Source organism: Flavobacteriales bacterium (genome assembly GCA_020635395.1).
GTDB lineage: Bacteria > Bacteroidota > Bacteroidia > NS11-12g > UBA9320 > UBA987.
The window spans coordinates 1194116-1213722 of the sequence record JACJZV010000001.1; the positions used below are offsets into that span (position 1 = coordinate 1194116).

Below are 19607 nucleotides of genomic sequence, written 5' to 3' on the forward strand. Positions count from 1 at the left end.
CGTGGGCAATAATGCTATATTTTTTTATCCCAATTGTGATTCTAACTTTTGAACAATGGTGCTTTTGGGTACAGCTCCAACCAATTTGTCAACCACTTCTCCGTTTTTGAAAACCAACAACGTAGGGATGCTTCTAATACCATATTTTGAAGGTGTATTTCTGTTTTCGTCCACGTTCATTTTGCCAATTTTTACCTTTCCGGCATATTCTCCGCTCAATTCTTCCACCACAGGAGCAATCATTTTGCAGGGGCCACACCATACTGCCCAAAAATCAACCAATACAGGAACGTCAGATTGCATTACTTCAGATTCCCAGTTTCCGTCATTAAATTCAAGTGCCATATCTAAAATTTTGTTTTGTGTTTAATTCGTGTACAAATGTTTGATGCAAATTTACTCCATCAACCATAAAGGCAATATTATTGTTCCATAATTAGTATTGATACCCACATAAAACTTAATTATTTGAAATCAAAAATTGCATTTAGAGTACTCGTTGTTGCTTCTTTATCAATGTTTTGGGCGTGCCAAAAGGATGGAAAAACAACTAATCAACAAAAAGGTAACAAGGGCAAAATGGCGGCAGAATCGGTCGATTCCATTCAAACCTTGTATGATTTTAAGATAAATCGGTTTTTAGACAACATTGACACCTTTGAGGTTGCTAGGAATTCCATCTTCGAAAATATGTTTGACGGATACAATACCAACGATTCATTGGTATTTGAAGCCATCGGAAAAACAGATTCTATTTTTAAGATAAATAAAATAATTGCCGGAAATACGGTAGAGATGGTATATAGAAACCAACATGATGGAAAGTATGCCTCTCATTTGATTTACCATGTTTCACCAGTAGAGAAACTCATTTTGGAATTTAGAGATAAATCAGATGCTCATATTTATAAAATTAAGGTAGATACCGTTGAACGAACCATTGCCTCACGCATTGAGCGAACACTTTATCATAGCATTTTAGATGCTCAAGCAACGTATGAATTGGGCATTTCGCTTTCCGAAGTTTTTGCGTGGCAGGTAAACTTCTTTAAAATTGATGAAAACGATTTTTTTAAAGTCGTTTTTGATGAGTATCAGGCCAACGGAAAAGTAATAGGGGTGGGGTCTATAAAGGCGGCTATGTTCTACCATAGGGGCGATACATTTTATGCCTACAAATACATTAATGGAGAAGATTCCGGCTATTATGATCAAAACGGAGAAAGTTTGAAAAAGGCATTTTTAAAAGCACCGTTGAAGTATAGCAGAATAAGCAGTAGGTACAGTAAACGTAGATTTCATCCGGTAACTAAAGAATGGAAAGCACACTTGGGAACAGACTATGCAGCCCCCACAGGTACACCAATCAGAACAGTGGGAGATGGGCGTATTGTAGCTGCCACTTTTGCTAAATACAATGGAAATTTTGTAAAGGTGGAGCATAACAAAAAATACACTACACAGTATCTGCACATGAGCAAAATAGCTAAGGGAATCAAAGTTGGCAAACACGTAAAACAGGGAGATATTATCGGATTTGTGGGCAGCACTGGTTTGGCCACAGGGCCTCATTTGTGTTTTCGGTTTTGGCAAAATGGTGTTCAGATTGACCCATATTCCGTTATTTCACCCAGATCTACCGAGGTAAGTAGCAAACATTTGGCCGATTTTAAAGCGGTAAAGAAATTTTGGGAAGATAAGTTTAACCAATTGCCCTTGCCCGATAAAAATGCTGAAAAAGATTTGCCAGAGGATGATTTTATTGAGGATTAAATTTAGGATTTCCGTCTGATAATTTCGAGGGTAATGCTGTGTTTTACAAACACATCTTTTCCCTTTATTTTTCCGGGATTCCATTTGGGCATTCTGTCCATTGCAAAAAGCCAGTATTGGTCTGCAATGGCACTGTTTGTAGATGTCAGACTAATATCAATTGCATTTCCTTGAGAAGTTACAACAAACTCAAAAGAGGCTTGTGCCGTGTCAAATTGGAGCTGCAAGCTATCCGATAAATAACCCTCAACCCATTTTTTAAGCGAATCATTCCCACCTGGAAAACTTGGAGGTATTTCGCTTTTCACATAGTATTCATAGCCAATTTCTTCATAATCTATTTCCGGATCTATGTAGGTAAAATTAAAAGTTAAAATAATTTGTGTTTTTGCAATTCGTCCGTCGTGTACCGCCGGAATCCATTGGGGCATTGTTTGAATAAATCGTTCTACTTCTTCCTCAAAACCTACGCCACTATTGGGGGTAATAAAGTTTTGCAATCTCAAATTTCCTAAAGTGTCAATGGCCACAAGAGCCTTAATCAATCGGGAAGATTGACTTGAAATGGCTTTTTCGGGATATACCAAATGGTCGGTCATATATTGGTTGTAGGCCTCATCACCTCCCGGAAAATGTGCCGGAATATCTGTTTGTGCCGCAGATAAATTGGCAAGTAATAGTGCAAATATGAATAGTCGAAACTTCATTTTTTTAGAATAATTCTAAACGTTGTTTTAACATTCGGGGTTGATTCTTTTACAAATATCTGGCCATCGTGATAATTTTTTATAATTCGTTTTACCAGCGACAGCCCCAAACCCCAACCCCGTTTTTTGGTGGTATAGCCCGGTTCGAATACCGTTTTGAATTTGGATGGATTTATGCCTTTGCCCGTGTCCGACACATCCAAAATAATTTGTTTATCGGTTGAAGAAATATGGAAGGTGAGTTTGCCGGTTCCTTCCATGGCATCTGCAGCGTTTTTTGATAGATTTTCTAAAACCCATGCAAAAAGTGGCACATTAATTTTGCACATTTCATGGTTGTTTTCGCTACTAATCTCGAACTCGATATGGCTGGAAAGTCTTTTTTGCAAATATTCCACCGATTCTGTGACCACTTCAACCAAATCATTGTTTTTAAGCACCGGCTCAGAACCGATTTTTGAAAACCTCTCAGTAATAAGTTCCAACCGTTTAATGTCATACTCAACTTCTTGAATTACCTCTTCTGACATATTACCATCGTTGGCCTTTGTCAGCTCCATCCAAGCCATCAACGAAGATATTGGAGTGCCTAATTGATGAGCTGTTTCTTTGCTCATACCCACCCACACTTGGTCTTGTTCCCACCTTCTGTTATAGCTAAAAGCGTAATAGGTAATCATCAAAAAAACAGCAATTATAGCCAGTTGAACATAGGGGTAAAGTTTTAGTTTTTGAAATAAAATGGAATTGTTGTAATAAATTATAATTTTTTGATTTTCAAATAGTTCGGCCTCAATTGGTTCGTTTTCCGACCGCATATCCTTTATCAAACTTTTCAAATATTCAGGATCTTTTGAGCGAACGGAATCGATGTTTTTTTCATTGATAATTTCTCCCGATTCAAGTGTAACGATAACCGGAATGGTATTGTTGGCTTTTACCACAGAGAGTGCATAAGTTAAGTCATAGTCCTCATTTTGGCTGGCTGTGGCAATAAGTTTGGTGGCTTCTGCCCACAAAGCCATTTTTACCCGCTCTTCATCTGCCAGTTTTTGGGCTAAATTGTCTGTATAAAGCAGCGAAACACCAACAATAGTCATGGCTAAGACAAATATTGCAGCCTTTATTATTGTCCTAAACTGATAGTTGTTTAATGCCATTGAAAAAACAAAGGTCGAAAAAAATAGGTTTTTATAATTCAAACAAGTTTTGTTTGCGTCCTATTTTATCTACTGTACTATTTTTATCGGTACTTTTGGCAACAGCAATATTGATATGATTTTTAAAACAACTTTTAGAGATAAAGAAATAGCATTTGACAGCAGCGTTTATTTTGATTTGTCAACACCCATTTCGGATGGAGAAAACAACGTGAACGCCTATTACATTGCAAATCCGGTTTTTCAGCCATTTAGAGGGGGAGATTTTGTGGGTTCGGTGGCTTTGGGCGGAGCCTGCAATTGCGAGAACTTAACACTAAATGCCCATGGCAACGGTACGCACACAGAATGTGTTGGGCATATTAGCAAAGAAAAATACACCATCAATCAATGCTTAAAAGAGTTTGTGCATGTAGCTCGGCTCATTTCTGTTACGCCCGAAAAATTGGAGAACGGAGATTTAGTAATTTCCGAAAAATGGTTGGAAGGATTTGATTATACTAATGTAAACGCTTTGATTATTAGGAGTTTGCCAAATGACGATTCAAAACTGAGAAAACAATATTCAGGTACGAATCCAACCTATTTAAGCTCGAAACTCACACAAAAGGTGGCCGAATTGGGTATCAATCACCTAATTATCGACTTACCATCGGTAGATAAGGAGGAAGATGGCGGAATGTTGTCTGCTCATCATGCTTTTTGGCAATATCCCCAAAACACCCGAACCAATGCCACCATTACCGAATTGGCTTTTGTGCCCAATGGGGCAGCCGATGGGTTGTATGTTTTACAGATGCAAATTGCCCCATTAGAAACAGATGCAAGCCCCAGTAAACCAATTATTTATCCTATTGTATGATGTATGGATAAAGAGAAAATCTTGTATTTATTTACTGCAATAGCTTCAAAAATGCTAAACGCAGGAAAACCAACAAAACCCAAAAAAGTAGAGCGAATTTTGGCCTTAAAGTTGGATGAAATTGGCGATATGGTTTATACCATGCACTGTTTCTCTGCCTTAAAAAAAGTGTTTCCCGATGCACACCTTTCGGTTGTTTGTAAGCCAATGAACAATGATTTGGTAAAACAAACCGGGGTGGTGGATGATATAATTAACGATTTAAAAACCGTTGAAGGCAAATTTGATGTTCAAATCGATTTTAGAGGCAATTGGGCGAGCGTGAAAAGGGCTATTCTTGGCGGATGCTACTACTATTTAGAGCGGGGTAGTATCAGACTTCATAATAAAATTGGTGGTGCACAAACCCACGAAATCATCACAAATCAAAACATCATTAAACCACTTTTTCCGAAAGGTTTTATTTTTGACAAACCGCGTTTTAACGTTGAAAAAAAGGATATTGAATTTATTGACGATTTACTTAATAAACTACAACTTCAAAAATTTGTGCTGATGCATTGCGGGGCGAGAGATGCAGAACGCCGCTGGCCGACCGATAGGTTCGCCCTATTGGTAAATAAAATCTTTGAGAAATATGGATTAAAAACCATTTTTATTGGCTCAAAAAACGAAAGTGAATTGGTAGAAACGGTTTTAAAAGAAACCCCCCACGGCATAAACTTGGCGGGCCAAACCAGTTTAATGCAATTAGCCGCCTTAACCAGAAAATGTACGTTTTATGTGGGTAATGAAAGTGGTCCGTTGCATTTTGCCATCATCGAGCAAAAGCCTTTGGTGGCACTGTTTGGCCCTGGGGTAAAAGACGTTTTTTACCCTATTTACCCTAATCAACATGTCATTCATCACCTAAAACCCGGCCAGATAAAAGGCGATAATGACTCCATTTTGCAGATTTCTGTGGAAGAGGTTTACGCTTGTATTGATTCTATTTTTTGATTGGAATGCTGCAACAAGCGTAGCCAGATACCATTAGCCACATACCATTAGCCACGTGCCAGTAGCCACGTGCCTCGAGGCACGTGGAAAAATATGATAGCAATTTCGTAGCCACCTGCCTATTGGAATGTGGGAAAAATGAATCGTTCTGTCGTAACGACTTGCCTCGAGGCACGTCGCTACATCGGCACCTCGCTAAATGGTCACGTCGCTACATCGGCACCTATCTAAATTGGCACAAACCTGCGGTAGAATGATTGAACGATGGCAGTCTGTTTATCAAGCAACTAATATTTACACCAAACAATTTTATTGCCGTATTTGCAACAAAAAACACCTCAATCCGTTTGGAAGTTATGAAAAATCTATTTACCCTAATTGTAGTTCTTGGTTTATCAATCCAACTGAATGCTCAAAGTCGTTATTATAGCAGCACGAACATTCCATGGGAATTGATGCGTTTAGACCTTCCTGTTAAAAAGGATTCTATGATAGAATATGTAAAAAAACGTGAGATAAGTTCGGTGCAAATTAATTTACAGGTCGTTAAGCCAAATGGAAAAGTTAAACCTGAAAAAATTGATCAATCATTTCTGTTTGACCCAAATGGTCGTTTGACCCATTATTTGGAGTTTAAAAAGGGCTCAACTATAGAAACCCGCATGATGGATTACGACAGTCAGAACAACATTATTGGAACTTCGGTTTATGGCAAAAATTTTAATTTAATACATCGGAGATTTACCTCATACAACTCCGAAGGAAAGGTTGATTTTTCAGGAACCGTAAATAAAAATGGAGATACCTCCTATTTTAATAGGTATTATCCAAAAATAGGCAATACATCTTCGAGCGAATACTATAAAAATGGCAAGCTCATACATCGTTATGTCAGTACCTATTATGACAATGGTGATATGCAAAAACGCACGCTTTATAAACCTAATGGTAAAATAAAATATGTGTGGGACTATGAGTGCAAGGAAACCGGTGTGGAGGTTTTTAAACATAAAGACACCACAACCGTTTGTACTTCAAAATCAATAGATGATGATGGAAACACAACCATTGTAAATCAAATGACGGACGAAAAAGGAGAAATTTATAAATCAATTACTGTTCAAAATGCTCAGGGAAAAAGGATGAGCTACTCGTATTTTAAGGTTAAGGGGGGAGAAGAAAAGCTCCTGTACAAAAATGAGTATCGTTATGCAAAAGATACGGTATTGATATCTGAAAGCTACGAATCATACGAAAAGGAAAAATTGAAACACTATACCCAAATGGAATACGATGAAGTTGGCAATCTAACCAATCAGACTCAACGTTATTACAAAAATGGAGAGTTGCTAACAGAATACACCACAGGATATATTTTTGATGGATTGAATCGTCCGGTGCAAAGAAGTCGTAAAGAAAACAATGGCTCCGCAATCATCACTCAATACACCTATCAAGAGCAAATGGGCTCTATAGCTCCGTAACCACCGAGTTTTTTAGTACAAACATGCCCAAACCACCTTCTATATTGGTGGGTATTAGGGTTGGTTCCGAAAACGGATTGTCGGGGTTGTATTTTTCTAATACACGACCGTATTTGTAGTGTTCTTCAGATATTCCGCTAATAACGATAAATACTTTTACGTCATTAACACCGCCGCCTTCGTATTTGTAAAATTCGCCATCGGCCACGTAGTTGCTATTAATAATGTCATCGGGGCCAACATATTCTCTATAAAAACCACCAAAAATGGTATCAGTAAGTCCGGGTTCGTATTCAAACACTGTGTAACATTCTAACTGATAATAATCGTTTACTCCCAACTGGTCATCCCATTTTACATGAAACCTGTAAATTGTTTCTCCAAATTGAACCACAGAATCTACCTTAGTCTCAATTCCTGTAGCCGCCACTGGATAGGCAGCTTTTGAACTAACCGAATTCCCATCTTTTGTTTTTATGTTTAATTCATAGATTTGGCCGGGAGCAAAGTTGTAGTTTTTCCGAGAGGTATATACCGCATTTGAAACATCATAAAGAAAGGTGTCAGAAATTCCATTTCCCGATACAACCAGAGTTGCATCGGCTATCACCTCAAACTCACCAGGTCTTGAATTAAAAATAGGATTGCTTTTTGTGAGCGAGGCTTTATAGGTTGAGGTCAAATTGCCCATGGCCAATTCTACTACCGTTTTGCGAGATACTTCGGGTATTTCTACGTCGGTTACCACGGTTTCGCAACTGGCAAAAAGCGTTATTAACAAGAGTATAAAGAGTGTGTTTTTCATTTTTCTTACTTAAATTTATAGTTCCAAGAAATAGATGGAAGAATGGGGAATAGACTAATTTGTTTTAAAACGGTTTTACTGCTTGGGTCGTTATTATCTTCAGAAGCTGCATAATAATAAAATGGATTTTTTTGGTTGTACGCATTGTAAACGCTGAACTCCCAGGTTTGCTCACCATGTTTTTTTTGCTTGGTAATTTGCAATCCAATATCGGCTCGGTTGTATGCTTTCATTCTGAAGGCATTTCGCTCGCTGTATTCGGTGCCACTTTGCCAATAATTAAAATAAGAGGCAAATGTTTGAAAATGACTCAACTGATAGGTGCTTAGGGGCAATGTTATTGCATTACCCGTGCCATATACCCATGTAGCCGAAAGGGTCATATTCTTCTTAATTTTATATTGAGCCACCACAGATACATCGTGCCGGCGGTCATATTTGGCATAAAATTCTTTTCCAAAATTAAGTGAGTCAAACTGAAGTTTTGTCCAACTTAATGTGTAGCCCACCCATCCGGTTAGTTTGCCGGTTTTGCGTTGAAACAACACTTCTGTACCATAGCTTTTCCCGTTACCATTGGTCACATTATCCTCCCAAGTTACTTTTGATGAGCCTCCATTAAAAGCATCGGCCACCGACAAAAACGAGGCACCTTCTTTATAACCAATAATGTTGGACATCACTTTATAATACCCTTCTACGGTCAATGTAAAATTCAGCGAATCAAAATCTCGAGCAATACCTGTTGCCGCTTGCCAACTGCTCTGGGGTTTTACCTTTTCAGTGGCAGGAACCCACAAATCGGTTGGTAAACCAATACCACTGTTTGAAAGCAAGTGGATGTATTGATTCATATTGGCAAAAGAGGCTTTGGCCGAAAGATTTTTTTGCAATTTGTATGCAGCCGAAATGCGAGGTTCAGGTTTTACATAATTTGTTTTTCCAACAGAAAAAGTGCTGAGTCTGGCTCCCAATAGGGTGGTAAGTTTAAGGCCAATCTTTATTTCATCTTCAATGTAAACCCCGGTTTCAACGCCTTTAAAAGAGGTAGTCGATTTTACAGTGGAGTCATTAAAACCACCAATAACTACGGTTGCATTTGGTGTAAAACTGTGATGCGTTGCCAAAAAGCCAAATTTTATTTTATGTCGGGTGCTTGCATACCAATCATAATCTTGTTTTAAACTAAAATCTTGTATGCCAGAGCCATATCTTAGTCCGAAAGCGGTTGTGTCGTGGTCAATTTCGTCAGCGGCTATGAGCAAATCGTAGGTGCTGTAAATGGCCGAGGTATTTACAAACATTTTGTTATTCAATACATGATTCCATCGGAACGTGGTGGTGGCATTTCCCCAACCAAAATTTGCCTTAAACTTTGAATTGTCTGAGTTTTTGGTAGATGAATAAAACTTGTCTCTTCCAAAATATCCACTCAAGTAGATGTGGTCTTTGTCTGATAATTTATAATTGAGTTTTGCATTTAAGTCATAAAAATAATAGCCGGCAGTGCTTCCATTGTTGGTAGCCAAAATAATTGGTTGGGTCAATGCGTCGATATACGTTCTTCTACCGGAAACAATGAATGAACCTTTACCTTTAGCCAATGGACCTTCTATTACACCACGGGAAGAAATAATGCCAATACCCATTTCTCCTGTCAAATGATCTTTATTGCCATCTTTCATATTCATGTCAATAACCGATGATAGCCTACCACCGTATCGAGCCGGAAATCCACCTTTTATCAGTTCAACACTTCGCAAAGCATCACCATTAAAAAGGGAGAAAAACCCAAACAAATGTTGGGCATTGTACACCGTGGCACCATCTAGAATAATTAAGTTTTGGTCGGGGCCTCCGCCACGCACATAAAGACCACTTTGCCCCTCGCTGCCACTTTGCACGCCGGGCATTAGCTGAATAACTTTTAAAACATCTTTTTCGCCAAAAAGTGCCGGTATGTCTTTTATTTGTTTTATCGGAATATCTACGGTACTCATTTGCACATTTTCGCTGGCTTTGTTGCGGGTTACGTTCACGGTGGCCACAGCCAGTTGGTTGCTGTTCGATTGCAAAAAGACACTCAAAACAGTATCTTTTAAAAGATTTAGTTGAAATGTTTTTGAATTGTAGCCAACATAGTCGTAGATAAACGTGTATTCGCCAATAGGAAGTGTAATACTATAAAAACCAAAATCGTTTGTTATGGCTCCATAAGGTTTATCTTGGGTATAAACCATCACACCGAGCAATGATTCATTACTGCCTTCTTCTTTTAAAAAGCCTGAAACCGTAACTTTTTGGGCTTGTGCTTGTAGTAGGCCAAAGAGCAGTAGCGTAAATAGATAAATTTTTAATTTCATTCTTGCAATAAATCGAATAAGAGCGGCTTTTGTTACACAGTTTTTGAAAAAAAGTGAAAAAAAAGTATCTTTTTCAAAAATAGTAGGAATGGTTGAAAAAAAGGGTCTTCAAAATATTTTTAAAAAATTGCAACCTTTCCATAAAATTTGGCATTTCTATCGTTGAAAGGTTTTTGTGATAGCAGAAAAAGAAATAGCGAATTATATCAAAACACATCCAGAAATGGGTTTGAAGCTGGCCTTTGACCATTTTTCTGACTATTGCTACAATGTATGCTATCGCTATGTAAATCAAAATGAATTGGCAGAAGAAATGGTAATGAATTGTTTTACAAAGGCATATCAGAATTTCGACAAATTTGAATACCAAAAAGAAGGCAGCCTTAAAGCCTGGCTCAAAACCATTGCCATAAATGAATGCCTGATGGCCTTGAGAAAAGATAAAAAAATGAAAGAGATTATGGCAGACGATACTGAGATAACCGACATTGGGTTTCAGTCAAATCATTTGGCATACAATGATATTTTAAAGGCACTCAATCAATTGCCCATTGCCTTAAAAACCGTTTTTAATCTGTTTGAAATAGAAGGATATAGTCACAAAGAAATTGCACAAAAGCTGGGTTGCACTGAAGGAAATTCGAAATCGAGCTTGAGCCGAGCAAAATCAAAGTTGCGACAACTTTTGCCCATATATGGTTTTAATTAAAAAATGGAAAAATGAAACAATTATTTGAAAATATGGAAAGTAAAAACACACCAAGTTGGAATAAGGAAAAGGTGTGGAGCGATATTGAAAAGAACACAATCAGTAAAAAGAAAAAGGGCATTGTGGTGCCTTTATGGTTGAGTGGTTTGGCAGCCGCTTGTCTTGTATTTGCCCTGTTTTTGGGGTATAGAATTGGCGGCAACACAATGCAAAAAACGGTGGAATACGTTTCTATAAAAGACACAGTTTACGTTGCCCAAAAAACAGTTGATACCTTTTTTAAAGACAAAATCATCGAATCCGAAAAATTAGTTTTTACCACAAAAATACAAACAGACACCCTGTTTGTTTCTCCGGCAACAATTGTGAAATTTGACACCATAGAGCTTATCAAAACGGTGTATGTGAAAACGGAAGATTCTTCAATCAATTCTATAAAAACCAACGAAAAAATTAAATACGCCTTTCATCCAAAAATGGGTGAAATAAAGGCTGAAAATCGGGTAGAAATCAAGTTGTTTAACAATGATTACAGCAGGGGTAGTGTGGGGGTAAAACAACCCATGCTAACCGCCATTAAATAAAAGTTAGTTCACATAAAATTTAGGAAAATGAAAAATTTAAAAAAATTAATCGTTATGGCTTTTTTGTGCCTTGTTTGTTCCGCCGGTTTTGGGCAGTTCGATCGTTCTTTTGTTCCTCAAGTGTCATACAACTACAACAATAAACTATTGTTTAAGTGGCTGATAGACTATGACTTATTGGGAAACAAAAAGTTTGACCACATCGAAGAAACCGGCAAATACACGCTTCATCTATACGAAAAAATCGATCAAATTAGACCCGATTTAATAAAGCTTGAAAAAATTGACGTGACCTATTTGGTCGGAAAGGATATTTCAAAAGTGGTGGTAAACTCCGCCTCATCTACAACCTATCAGTTTCGGGATTCTCTACTTGAATTTACGGGTAAACATAAAGTTACCATTGAGGATGATGCTGACGGCGAAATACAACTTTTTTTTAACGATATTAATGATTTGAAGGAGCTTGAAAATATTGATTTTAAGCTAATTAAAGAAAAAATTGAGCGTGATGCAAAAAACAAAAAAACAATTTCGGGTTACAAAACTAAAGAACTGTCATTCATACAAAATCAGGCAGAATTTGGAAGATATGGATTGATGAACAGGCAAAAACACTCCGTTTGGGGCATGCAAAGCACGGTTTTGGGTACGTATATGCTTGGCAACTTTGGTATAGGGGTTGGGGCAGAATTTTCAAGAATGAGGTATATGGAAATGAATGATGGAAGGTCGGCATTATTCTCTAAAATTGGGCTTAATGTGGATGTCAATTATTTCGATGACCCGAGTAAGTTGAGGTTTTCCGGTAGTTATACCTCCATCGGCTTTTCGCACCAGCGTAATGTGCTACCGTCAAGTGGAGGAATGAATATGTTGGGATACGAAATAGGTGCTTTTGGTTTAGGCGGTTCCTGGGCACAGGCTCAATTCAATACAAGTCAAACCTATAAACATAGGGATATGGAATTAGGAGGAGTATATTTGGGCATAGTTGGCGAAACCAACAAGATTAAAACCGCTTTGAGATGGAACATCGGCGATGCCAATGATTTTATGTGTTTGTCGGTGGCGTATAAATTTTGATTTCAAAAAAAAAAATAGTACGATAAGATTCAATCCTTTTTAAACCTTCATCTGTTACACCAATAAAAACTACCTTTGCTACGCAAAATGGAAGACATAAAACTTGATACAATTGAATCGGCTATTGCCGACATAAAAGCAGGTAAAATTGTTATTGTGGTGGACGATGAAGACCGCGAAAATGAAGGCGATTTTGTGGCCGCAGCCGAATGTGTAACTCCCGAAATGATTAACTTTATGGCCAAAGAAGGCCGCGGATTAATCTGCGTTCCGCTCACAGAAGAGCGTTGTCAAGAACTAAATCTCGAACTTATGGTGGGCAAAAACACTGCTCAATTCGAAACACCGTTTACCGTTTCGGTTGATTTGATTGGTCACGGAACCAGCACCGGAATTTCGGCCAGTGATAGAGCAAAAACAGTGCAGGCATTGGTTAATCCAAATACAAATCCTAATGAATTAGGAAAACCTGGACACATTTTTCCTCTAAAAGCAAAAACCGCTGGGGTGTTGCGAAGAGTAGGCCACACCGAGGCTTCCATAGATTTGGCGAGATTGGCTGGATATAGTCCCGCTGGATGTATTGTGGAAATTATGAACGAAGACGGCACCATGGCTCGATTGCCGGATTTGGTAAAAGTGGCCAAAAAATTTGATATGAAATTGGTGTCTATCGCCGATTTGATTGAATACCGATTAAAACACGAAAGCCTGATAGAGCGGCAGATAGATATTCATTTGCCAACCGATTTTGGCGATTTTAATTTGGTGGCTTACAAACAAATTACTACCGACCAAGATCATTTGGCTCTTGTAAAAGGCGAATGGACAGAAGACGAACCCGTTTTGGTGCGTGTACATTCGAGCTGCGTTACGGGAGATATTTTTGGTTCGTGTCGTTGCGATTGTGGTGAACAATTGCAAAAAGCCATGCAAAAAATTGAGGAAGAAGGAAAAGGGGTAATTGTGTATATGAATCAGGAGGGGAGGGGCATAGGGCTGCTCAACAAATTGAAAGCCTACAAACTTCAAGAGCAAGGTTTAGATACTGTGGAAGCCAACCTCGAATTAGGTTTTAAAATGGATGAGCGGGATTATGGCGTAGGGGCTCAAATTTTGAGAGATTTGGGTGTTCGGAAAATTCGGTTAATGAGCAACAATCCTCGCAAAAGAAATGGTTTGCACGGCTACGGGTTAGAGATTGTGGAGAATGTTCCTTTAAAGGTAAAACCCAACCCCCACAACAAATTTTATCTCGAAACCAAAAAAGAAAAATTAGGCCACGAACTGAGTTGATAACCATTTATACCGACGGTTCATCTATTGGCAATCCGGGTCCGGGGGGCTACGGCGTGGTGCTAAAAAAAGGCGACCACCGAAAAGAAATGTCGGAAGGCTTTAGACTTACCACCAACAACCGCATGGAGTTATTGGCCGTTATTGTGGCTTTAGAGGCTTTAAAAAAGCCAAACTTAAACGTTACTATTTACAGCGACTCAAAATATGTGGTGGATGCTATCGAAAAAAAATGGGTATATGGTTGGCAGAGAAAAGGTTTCGATAAAAAGGCCAACCCCGATTTATGGCGACGATTTCTAAAAATTTACCCTCAGCACAACGTAAAAATGATGTGGGTAAAAGGCCATGCAGGCATACCGGAAAACGAACGATGCGACCAACTGGCCACTACCGCCGCCGCCGGAAACAATTTAAAAGTGGACGAGGGGTATGAGGGAGAAAAAGGGTTGTTTTAGTTTCTAAGATTGAAAGTTATGCTTTTTACTACTTTTAAATCGTACTATACAATTCGTGTCAGTCGGTTTGCAAAAAATTCTACACGAGCCTTTTTTTGTACAAATCTTTCTGCTTCGGAATATTTGAATAATGGTTTCAATCTAAATGTTAATTGATAAGAATCAAATTTAACACTTCAGTAAAAAAACACCCTTTATGAAACTGTTTTTTTAGAATTATAAAGTTTGACAGCTATACTTAAAATGGCCAAAAACAATATAACGTATTTACCAGAGGTTGCAAAATTTTCAATACTGGAACTAATGATGTTTGATTTAAATGTAATTCGCTCTACAAGCCAGCCAATTCCAGATACTTAACTACACCCCAAAGTTAGGACAAAATCAAAGGTACTTATAATTAACTTTTTCTGATTTATTTGGGTTAAAATATTTCTGTAATGGGGTTAAATTCCCTATAGAGCTATGCCTTCTTTTTGTGTTGTAAAATTGGATGTATTGGTTGATTTGTTGGTATAATTCCAAGCCCCCGTTGGGAGGGTTTAGATAGATTTTTTCTTGCTTTAATGAACGCCAAAAACGTTCGATGTAAATGTTGTCTGTAGCCCTTCCTTTGCCGTCCATAGAGATTTGTATGTTGTTTTGTTTTAGAATGTTTAGATAAATTTCGCTGGTGTATTGCGAGCCTTGATCGGAGTTGTGAATGTGAGGTTTTCCGTGTAGTTTTATGGTATCTGTGAGCAAGTCTGCACACCACTGTGCGGTCATCGTGTTAGACAGACTCCAGCCCACTATTTTTCTGCTATACACATCAATGATAGCTGCCATAAACATATGGCCTCTAAACATTGGAATATACGTTATATCTGTTTGCCAAACGTGGTTTGGGTGTTCTACTTTGAGTCCACCAAGCAGATAGGGATAATGACAGTTTGCCTTGTCTCTAAGGGTGGTTTTGGGCTTGGCATAAATGGTTTTTAGACGCATTTGACGATATAGTCTGCGAACACGTTTTTCGTTGATTTGATAACCCAAGTCTTCTTTGAGATAGGTCGTCATTCGAGCCACACCATAGTATGGATGTGCCATAAAACATTGGTCTATGGTTCGCATCAACTGCTCGTTTAATGCACTGGTTATCTTGGGCTTGTAATAAACACCAGATCTATTGATGCCCATTAATTTGCAACGCTCCATTAAGGGTAGTCTTGAACGCGTTTGTACAGCTCGCTGCCGTTTTTCTGTCAAACTCATTTGCCCAAGACTTTCTTTAAAAAATCAATCTGCATTTGCATATGACCGATTTTGTTGTACAATTTCTCGGTGTCTTCAGACCCTTTTTCTTTGGTCGACTTTGACTCAAATACTTCCGAGGCATTCTCCAAAAACTCCTTTTTCCAAGATACAATCTGGGTGCTATGCAGCTCATACTTACTGGCCAGTTCTTGCAATGTCTGACGTTCTTGAAGGGCTTCAATGACCACTTTGGCCTTAAATCCCGAACTAAATTTTCTACGCTTTTTGCTCATTTTCCAATTCAAATTTATTAATCTTTTGAATTGTCCTTTTTTTGGGGAGTACTATATTATTTTTAACAATATCCTCATACCTACTACCAAAAACACCAATATTAATAAAATCCAAATTGGAGATTTTTGCCCATTCGTTTTTATTATTAAAGGTTATTACACTTTTTATATTTTCACTCAAACCGTGTGAAACTTTATTTTCAAAACAAATAACCAGAATTTTAACAAGTTGATTATATGGATTTGACAAACGTATCTTATTTGGTTTACTACTGTTATGCAAACTCAAAATTTCGTTTGAATCAACAGTTACCAGTTTTTCGCTCTCAACCTGTACCCTACAATTACCTACCAGAGGCAAAACAATTAAATCAGAAAAATCAAAATCTAACTCGAAAAACTTGTCTGGATTAATGTCAATTTCTCTCACCTCTAAAAGGTGATGAATTTGTGAAAATATCATAGAATAATTTTCATTTTCTACCAATTTCGCAGTTTCAGAACCTCTAAAAATGGAATGTGTCATTATTTTTTTCTTACCCTTATTTAGCAAAGTTAAGCAAGAATCACTGACAGAGAATTAATCCAGCTTTTCTGCCAATCCTATCGACAAACCTTCAACTCAACGAATATAACATAGACGATAAATATTCTGATAATTTACTTCTTCATCTACAATTGTAGGCTCTGAAGGCTGACAGCTAACACACAAATATACGCCTCTGACACAACGCAAAGATTTTTCATAAAAAAACAAAAATGTTGAATCAAGTTTATTTCTGTAGGCAATGCAGATGCATGGTTGTTTTTGCGTAATTTGTATATGTTTATTCGTAAAGTCAGATAAATACATCAACTTAAACCTTGTTATTTGTTCGTAGTACACAATGGTTCTAAAAGATTATTGATTTTTAGTGGGTCAACAAATCACACCAAACCATTCATTGTTTTTTGATTCGATCTTCTAAAACAACTCCTTAATATTTGTGGTAAATAGTTTTACGGCAATGGCCAAAAGCACAATGCCAAATACTTTTCGTAGGATGTTTATGCCTCCGTTGCCCAAAATGTTTTCGAGGGTTCGTGTATTTTTAAGCACGATATATACCAAAATGCAATTGATAATGATGGCAGCAAATATGTTTTGCACGGCATATTCAGAACGCAAGGATAGGATGGAGGTAAGTGTTCCGGCTCCGGCAATGATTGGGAAAGCAATAGGCACAATACTGGCCGATGTGGGCGTTTCTTCTTTGTAGAGTTTTACGCCCAAAATCATTTCCATGGCCAGAAAAAACAATACAAACGAACCTGCAACCGCAAAACTATTGACATCCACACCCAAAATGCCCAATATTTTTTTGCCGGCAAAGAGAAAGGTAATCATAAGAGCAAGTGCGGCAATGGTGGCTTTTTCTGATTGTATATGCCCAAGTTTTTGCCTAAGCGACAGCATAATGGGTACGCTACCCAAAATATCTATAACCGCAAAAAGCACCATGGAGGCAGATAGAATTTCGTTGAAATCCAGATTATTCATGCCGCGAAATTAGCGGATTGCCCAAAAGTGGTATCAAACAATTGTTCACAAAAAAAAAATCCCGATGTGAAGACACCGAGATTTTTTTGTGTTTACAAAATCTATTTAAACAATTATTGACCGCTTTGTGAGTCGTGCAATTGTTTTAGTTTTTCTTCCGAACGTTTTATGGCATCTTCGGCTCGTTTAATTCTAGCCTCACGCTCGGCTATATCTTCTTTGCTTACTTTGCCACCTTTTTTGTCGGCTTCCAATTTATCTTTGGCTGCTTTCACTTTAGCTTTCGACTCATCAATTCGAGTTTGTGCATCTGATTTTGCAGTTTCAGCTCGTTTTGTGGCTTCATCTTTTTGTTGTTTTGCCTGCTCAGAGCGTTCTTTTCCAAATTCACGACCACTCATAGAGTCTTTGTTTCGATTTTGCCCGTGATGGTTTCCGTTGTTACTGTGCATTTTGTCTTCGCCTTCGCCATGCTTTTCGCCTTCTGCGTGCTTGTCTTCACCTTCCTCGGCCTCATCATCGCCTCCACCTTTTTGCTCTCTCGATTTATGCTCCATCGATTTATCTTGGCCATGCTCTTTTTTGTATTTTTCAACGCTGTCTTTGGCTTTGTCCATCATTTTTGATTGCCCCTCTCTGCCATGCTCTGCTTTTTTCTCCATGGCTTTTTCATGACCACCACCTTTGCCGTGGCTTTGGGCAATGGCAACATTGAAACTTACTGTCAAAACTGTGGCTATAAGCCATGTAAATATGTGCTTTTTCATTTTTTTAAATTAAATGTTAAAAAATTGGGTTTAAAATTAAACATCCAAATCATTGATTACAGAATCCAATTCATTCAACGAATTGTTCAAAGAATCAACCTGGTTGTTCAATTCCTCTGCTTTGTTTTCGTTGTCAATAGTTTCTTGTTTTGTTTGCTCGTCAACTTCTTCCGTCTTGTCTGATTTACCACACGAAGCAAAAGCCGCAGCTAAAGCGAAAATTAATAGGTACTTTTTCATTCTCTTTTTTTTTGCAAAATTATGTTGAAAAAATCAATTTTTTAAGGATAAAAAATGAGCTTCTAAATCAGCCGAAATGCCGTCCCAACTAAACTTGCCCCGAGCCTGACTCAAACCCTTTTCTCCTGTTTTTTTTCTTAATTCTTCTGATGATAAAAGTTTTACAACATGACTGATAAACTCTGTATCATCATTTGCATGAAAAACCCCATCACCCGTGGCTATTTCGAGGCCTTTAAAGCCAATGTCGGTGCAAACCACCGGAACGCCCATGGCCATAGCTTCCAGCACTTTGTTTTGCGTGCCTGCACCAAACCGTAATGGGGCAACCACCACATCGGCCTGTTCATACATTTTAGAAATATCTTCTACAAACCCGGTAATTTTTACATCAGCCGAGGCCAAATCCAGAATAGACTTTAAGGGTCGTTGACCGGCCACAACAAACTCAATATCAGGAAACTGTGATTTTATTTTAGGGAAAATATTTTCGACAAAATGCAAGACAGCATCCACGTTTGGTGCATAATCCATGTTTCCCGTAAAAAGCAATGTTTTGTTTCTTGAATAGTTATGTCCTTTAAAGGCAAAAGTTTCTAAATCTACCCCATTTCGTAGCAAACCAATGTTCGATTTAGGGTGGATATTCAACAAATGGTCGCGGTCTTCGACTGAGCAAACCAGGTTTAAATCAAAATCGTAAACCACTTTTTCGTACTGCACAACTCTTTTTGATTCGAGGGCATCAAAAATTCGATTAAGTAGGGGTCGTTTTACCGTTTTTCGGCGTTGCCAGTACAACGAGTATGCATCCGGCAAATCCAATATCCGCGGTATGTTTGTTATGTTTCGGGTGTATTGAGACATTCGTAAATGCTGCGTATGAATAACATCAATAGAGTGGTTTTCTAAAAAATCGTGGAGCTGGTCGGCCATTTTTTTGCTTTTGAAGTAAGCCAACTGAAACGGGATTTTTCCGAAAAAGTTTAATGCACTATTCAACCATGATTTCCACACGGGTAGATACACCAAATGCACCTCATCAAAAATTTCCTCTAATTGCTTTTGATATTGAAAATCAGACTTTTGCTCAACAAAAGCAATTAAATATAGGGTGTGGTTTTTGGCAATGCGTCGAGCGAGATTGTATATCTTTAACTTGTCGCCTCGGTGGGGAGGAAACGGAATCCGATTTGCAAAAAATAGAATATTCAACCCTGCGAAAATAGTTTTTACCGTAGTTAA

General features: G+C 38.1%; 21 protein-coding genes. 9 read left to right on the forward strand and 12 right to left on the reverse strand.

Features of this window, described 5'->3' with window-relative positions; translation table 11 throughout:
* Positions 1–24: 24 nt before the first annotated feature.
* Positions 25–345: a thioredoxin gene (trxA, locus tag H6607_05065; protein MCB9261726.1), complete on the reverse strand. Its 321-nt coding sequence runs from the start codon at positions 343–345 to the stop codon at positions 25–27.
* A gap of 171 nt (positions 346–516) precedes the next feature.
* On the opposite strand from trxA, the gene H6607_05070 reads away from it, so the two are divergent.
* The gene (locus H6607_05070; GenBank protein ID MCB9261727.1) at positions 517–1773 is read left to right on the forward strand and encodes a peptidoglycan DD-metalloendopeptidase family protein; all 1257 of its coding nucleotides are present in this window, start codon (positions 517–519) and stop codon (positions 1771–1773) included.
* Between the two features lie 2 nt (positions 1774–1775).
* Here H6607_05070 and H6607_05075 read toward each other — a convergent pair whose 3' ends face one another.
* Together H6607_05075 and H6607_05080 are read right to left on the reverse strand one after the other, a co-directional pair.
* Positions 1776–2480, reverse strand: coding sequence for a hypothetical protein (locus tag H6607_05075; protein MCB9261728.1), 705 nt, complete (start codon positions 2478–2480; stop codon positions 1776–1778).
* Positions 2477–3640, reverse strand: a complete 1164-nt coding sequence (locus H6607_05080; protein ID MCB9261729.1) for a HAMP domain-containing histidine kinase — start codon at positions 3638–3640, stop codon at positions 2477–2479. Before H6607_05080 ends, H6607_05075 begins: the two co-directional genes overlap by 4 nt.
* A 115-nt stretch (positions 3641–3755) precedes the next feature.
* On the opposite strand from H6607_05080, the gene H6607_05085 reads away from it, so the two are divergent.
* The 3 genes from H6607_05085 (at position 3756) to H6607_05095 (ending at position 6985) form a co-directional block, all read left to right on the forward strand.
* The gene (locus H6607_05085) at positions 3756–4502 is read left to right on the forward strand and encodes a cyclase family protein (GenBank protein ID MCB9261730.1); all 747 of its coding nucleotides are present in this window, start codon (positions 3756–3758) and stop codon (positions 4500–4502) included.
* A 3-nt stretch (positions 4503–4505) separates the two neighbouring features.
* Positions 4506–5501: a glycosyltransferase family 9 protein gene (locus H6607_05090; GenBank protein MCB9261731.1), complete on the forward strand. Its 996-nt coding sequence runs from the start codon at positions 4506–4508 to the stop codon at positions 5499–5501.
* Positions 5502–5857: 356 nt separating this feature from the next.
* Complete coding sequence (locus H6607_05095; protein ID MCB9261732.1) at positions 5858–6985, forward strand: hypothetical protein; 1128 nt, start codon at positions 5858–5860, stop codon at positions 6983–6985.
* Here the strand turns inward: H6607_05095 and H6607_05100 are convergent.
* Together H6607_05100 and H6607_05105 are read right to left on the reverse strand one after the other, a co-directional pair.
* Positions 6972–7790: a DUF4249 domain-containing protein gene (locus H6607_05100; protein ID MCB9261733.1), complete on the reverse strand. Its 819-nt coding sequence runs from the start codon at positions 7788–7790 to the stop codon at positions 6972–6974. The genes H6607_05095 and H6607_05100 overlap by 14 nt on opposite strands.
* Positions 7791–7795: 5 nt before the next feature.
* A complete protein-coding gene (locus H6607_05105; GenBank protein MCB9261734.1) occupies positions 7796–10153 on the reverse strand; it encodes a TonB-dependent receptor plug domain-containing protein in 2358 nt (785 codons plus the stop codon).
* A gap of 175 nt (positions 10154–10328) precedes the next feature.
* Here H6607_05105 and H6607_05110 point away from each other — a divergent pair, with 175 nt between their 5' ends.
* From H6607_05110 to rnhA, 5 genes are all read left to right on the forward strand, one after another.
* Positions 10329–10862: a sigma-70 family RNA polymerase sigma factor gene (locus H6607_05110; GenBank protein ID MCB9261735.1), complete on the forward strand. Its 534-nt coding sequence runs from the start codon at positions 10329–10331 to the stop codon at positions 10860–10862.
* 11 nt (positions 10863–10873) lie between these two features.
* Positions 10874–11446, forward strand: a complete 573-nt coding sequence (locus H6607_05115; GenBank protein MCB9261736.1) for a hypothetical protein — start codon at positions 10874–10876, stop codon at positions 11444–11446.
* A gap of 27 nt (positions 11447–11473) precedes the next feature.
* Positions 11474–12532 carry a hypothetical protein gene (locus H6607_05120; protein MCB9261737.1) on the forward strand — a complete coding sequence of 353 codons (1059 nt, stop codon included), beginning with the start codon at positions 11474–11476 and terminating at the stop codon, positions 12530–12532.
* Positions 12533–12619: 87 nt separating this feature from the next.
* On the forward strand, positions 12620–13828 hold the full coding sequence (locus H6607_05125; protein MCB9261738.1) for a bifunctional 3,4-dihydroxy-2-butanone-4-phosphate synthase/GTP cyclohydrolase II: 1209 nt from the start codon (positions 12620–12622) through the stop codon (positions 13826–13828).
* Positions 13825–14286, forward strand: coding sequence for a ribonuclease HI (gene rnhA / locus H6607_05130; GenBank protein ID MCB9261739.1), 462 nt, complete (start codon positions 13825–13827; stop codon positions 14284–14286). Before H6607_05125 ends, rnhA begins: the two co-directional genes overlap by 4 nt.
* A gap of 384 nt (positions 14287–14670) precedes the next feature.
* On the opposite strand, the gene H6607_05135 is transcribed toward rnhA, so the two are convergent.
* From H6607_05135 to H6607_05165, 7 genes are all read right to left on the reverse strand, one after another.
* A complete protein-coding gene (locus H6607_05135; protein MCB9261740.1) occupies positions 14671–15540 on the reverse strand; it encodes an IS3 family transposase in 870 nt (289 codons plus the stop codon).
* Positions 15537–15815, reverse strand: a complete 279-nt coding sequence (locus H6607_05140) for a transposase (GenBank protein ID MCB9261741.1) — start codon at positions 15813–15815, stop codon at positions 15537–15539. The genes H6607_05135 and H6607_05140 overlap by 4 nt, the downstream gene beginning before the upstream one ends.
* Entirely contained in the window at positions 15799–16302 is a 504-nt protein-coding gene (locus tag H6607_05145; GenBank protein MCB9261742.1) for a hypothetical protein, read from the reverse strand. The genes H6607_05140 and H6607_05145 overlap by 17 nt, the downstream gene beginning before the upstream one ends.
* A 477-nt stretch (positions 16303–16779) precedes the next feature.
* Positions 16780–17355, reverse strand: coding sequence for a MarC family protein (locus H6607_05150; GenBank protein ID MCB9261743.1), 576 nt, complete (start codon positions 17353–17355; stop codon positions 16780–16782).
* 113 nt (positions 17356–17468) lie between these two features.
* Entirely contained in the window at positions 17469–18122 is a 654-nt protein-coding gene (locus tag H6607_05155) for a hypothetical protein (GenBank protein MCB9261744.1), read from the reverse strand.
* A gap of 36 nt (positions 18123–18158) precedes the next feature.
* Positions 18159–18362 carry a hypothetical protein gene (locus tag H6607_05160; GenBank protein ID MCB9261745.1) on the reverse strand — a complete coding sequence of 68 codons (204 nt, stop codon included), beginning with the start codon at positions 18360–18362 and terminating at the stop codon, positions 18159–18161.
* A 33-nt stretch (positions 18363–18395) separates the two neighbouring features.
* Complete coding sequence (locus H6607_05165) at positions 18396–19577, reverse strand: glycosyltransferase (GenBank protein ID MCB9261746.1); 1182 nt, start codon at positions 19575–19577, stop codon at positions 18396–18398.
* Between the last annotated feature and the right edge of the window lie 30 nt (positions 19578–19607).

Bases quoted from the DNA above. Each gene is read 5' to 3' on its own strand.
- trxA (MCB9261726.1), bottom strand. From the start codon at position 345: ATGGCACTTGAATTTAATGACGGAAACTGGGAATCTGAAGTAATGCAA.
- H6607_05070 (MCB9261727.1), top strand. From the start codon at position 517: ATGTTTTGGGCGTGCCAAAAGGATGGAAAAACAACTAATCAACAAAAA.
- H6607_05075 (MCB9261728.1), bottom strand. From the start codon at position 2,480: ATGAAGTTTCGACTATTCATATTTGCACTATTACTTGCCAATTTATCT.
- H6607_05080 (MCB9261729.1), bottom strand. From the start codon at position 3,640: ATGGCATTAAACAACTATCAGTTTAGGACAATAATAAAGGCTGCAATA.
- H6607_05085 (MCB9261730.1), top strand. From the start codon at position 3,756: ATGATTTTTAAAACAACTTTTAGAGATAAAGAAATAGCATTTGACAGC.
- H6607_05090 (MCB9261731.1), top strand. From the start codon at position 4,506: ATGGATAAAGAGAAAATCTTGTATTTATTTACTGCAATAGCTTCAAAA.
- H6607_05095 (MCB9261732.1), top strand. From the start codon at position 5,858: ATGAAAAATCTATTTACCCTAATTGTAGTTCTTGGTTTATCAATCCAA.
- H6607_05100 (MCB9261733.1), bottom strand. From the start codon at position 7,790: ATGAAAAACACACTCTTTATACTCTTGTTAATAACGCTTTTTGCCAGT.
- H6607_05105 (MCB9261734.1), bottom strand. From the start codon at position 10,153: ATGAAATTAAAAATTTATCTATTTACGCTACTGCTCTTTGGCCTACTA.
- H6607_05115 (MCB9261736.1), top strand. From the start codon at position 10,874: ATGAAACAATTATTTGAAAATATGGAAAGTAAAAACACACCAAGTTGG.
- H6607_05120 (MCB9261737.1), top strand. From the start codon at position 11,474: ATGAAAAATTTAAAAAAATTAATCGTTATGGCTTTTTTGTGCCTTGTT.
- H6607_05125 (MCB9261738.1), top strand. From the start codon at position 12,620: ATGGAAGACATAAAACTTGATACAATTGAATCGGCTATTGCCGACATA.
- H6607_05135 (MCB9261740.1), bottom strand. From the start codon at position 15,540: ATGAGTTTGACAGAAAAACGGCAGCGAGCTGTACAAACGCGTTCAAGA.
- H6607_05140 (MCB9261741.1), bottom strand. From the start codon at position 15,815: ATGAGCAAAAAGCGTAGAAAATTTAGTTCGGGATTTAAGGCCAAAGTG.
- H6607_05150 (MCB9261743.1), bottom strand. From the start codon at position 17,355: ATGAATAATCTGGATTTCAACGAAATTCTATCTGCCTCCATGGTGCTT.
- H6607_05155 (MCB9261744.1), bottom strand. From the start codon at position 18,122: ATGAAAAAGCACATATTTACATGGCTTATAGCCACAGTTTTGACAGTA.
- H6607_05160 (MCB9261745.1), bottom strand. From the start codon at position 18,362: ATGAAAAAGTACCTATTAATTTTCGCTTTAGCTGCGGCTTTTGCTTCG.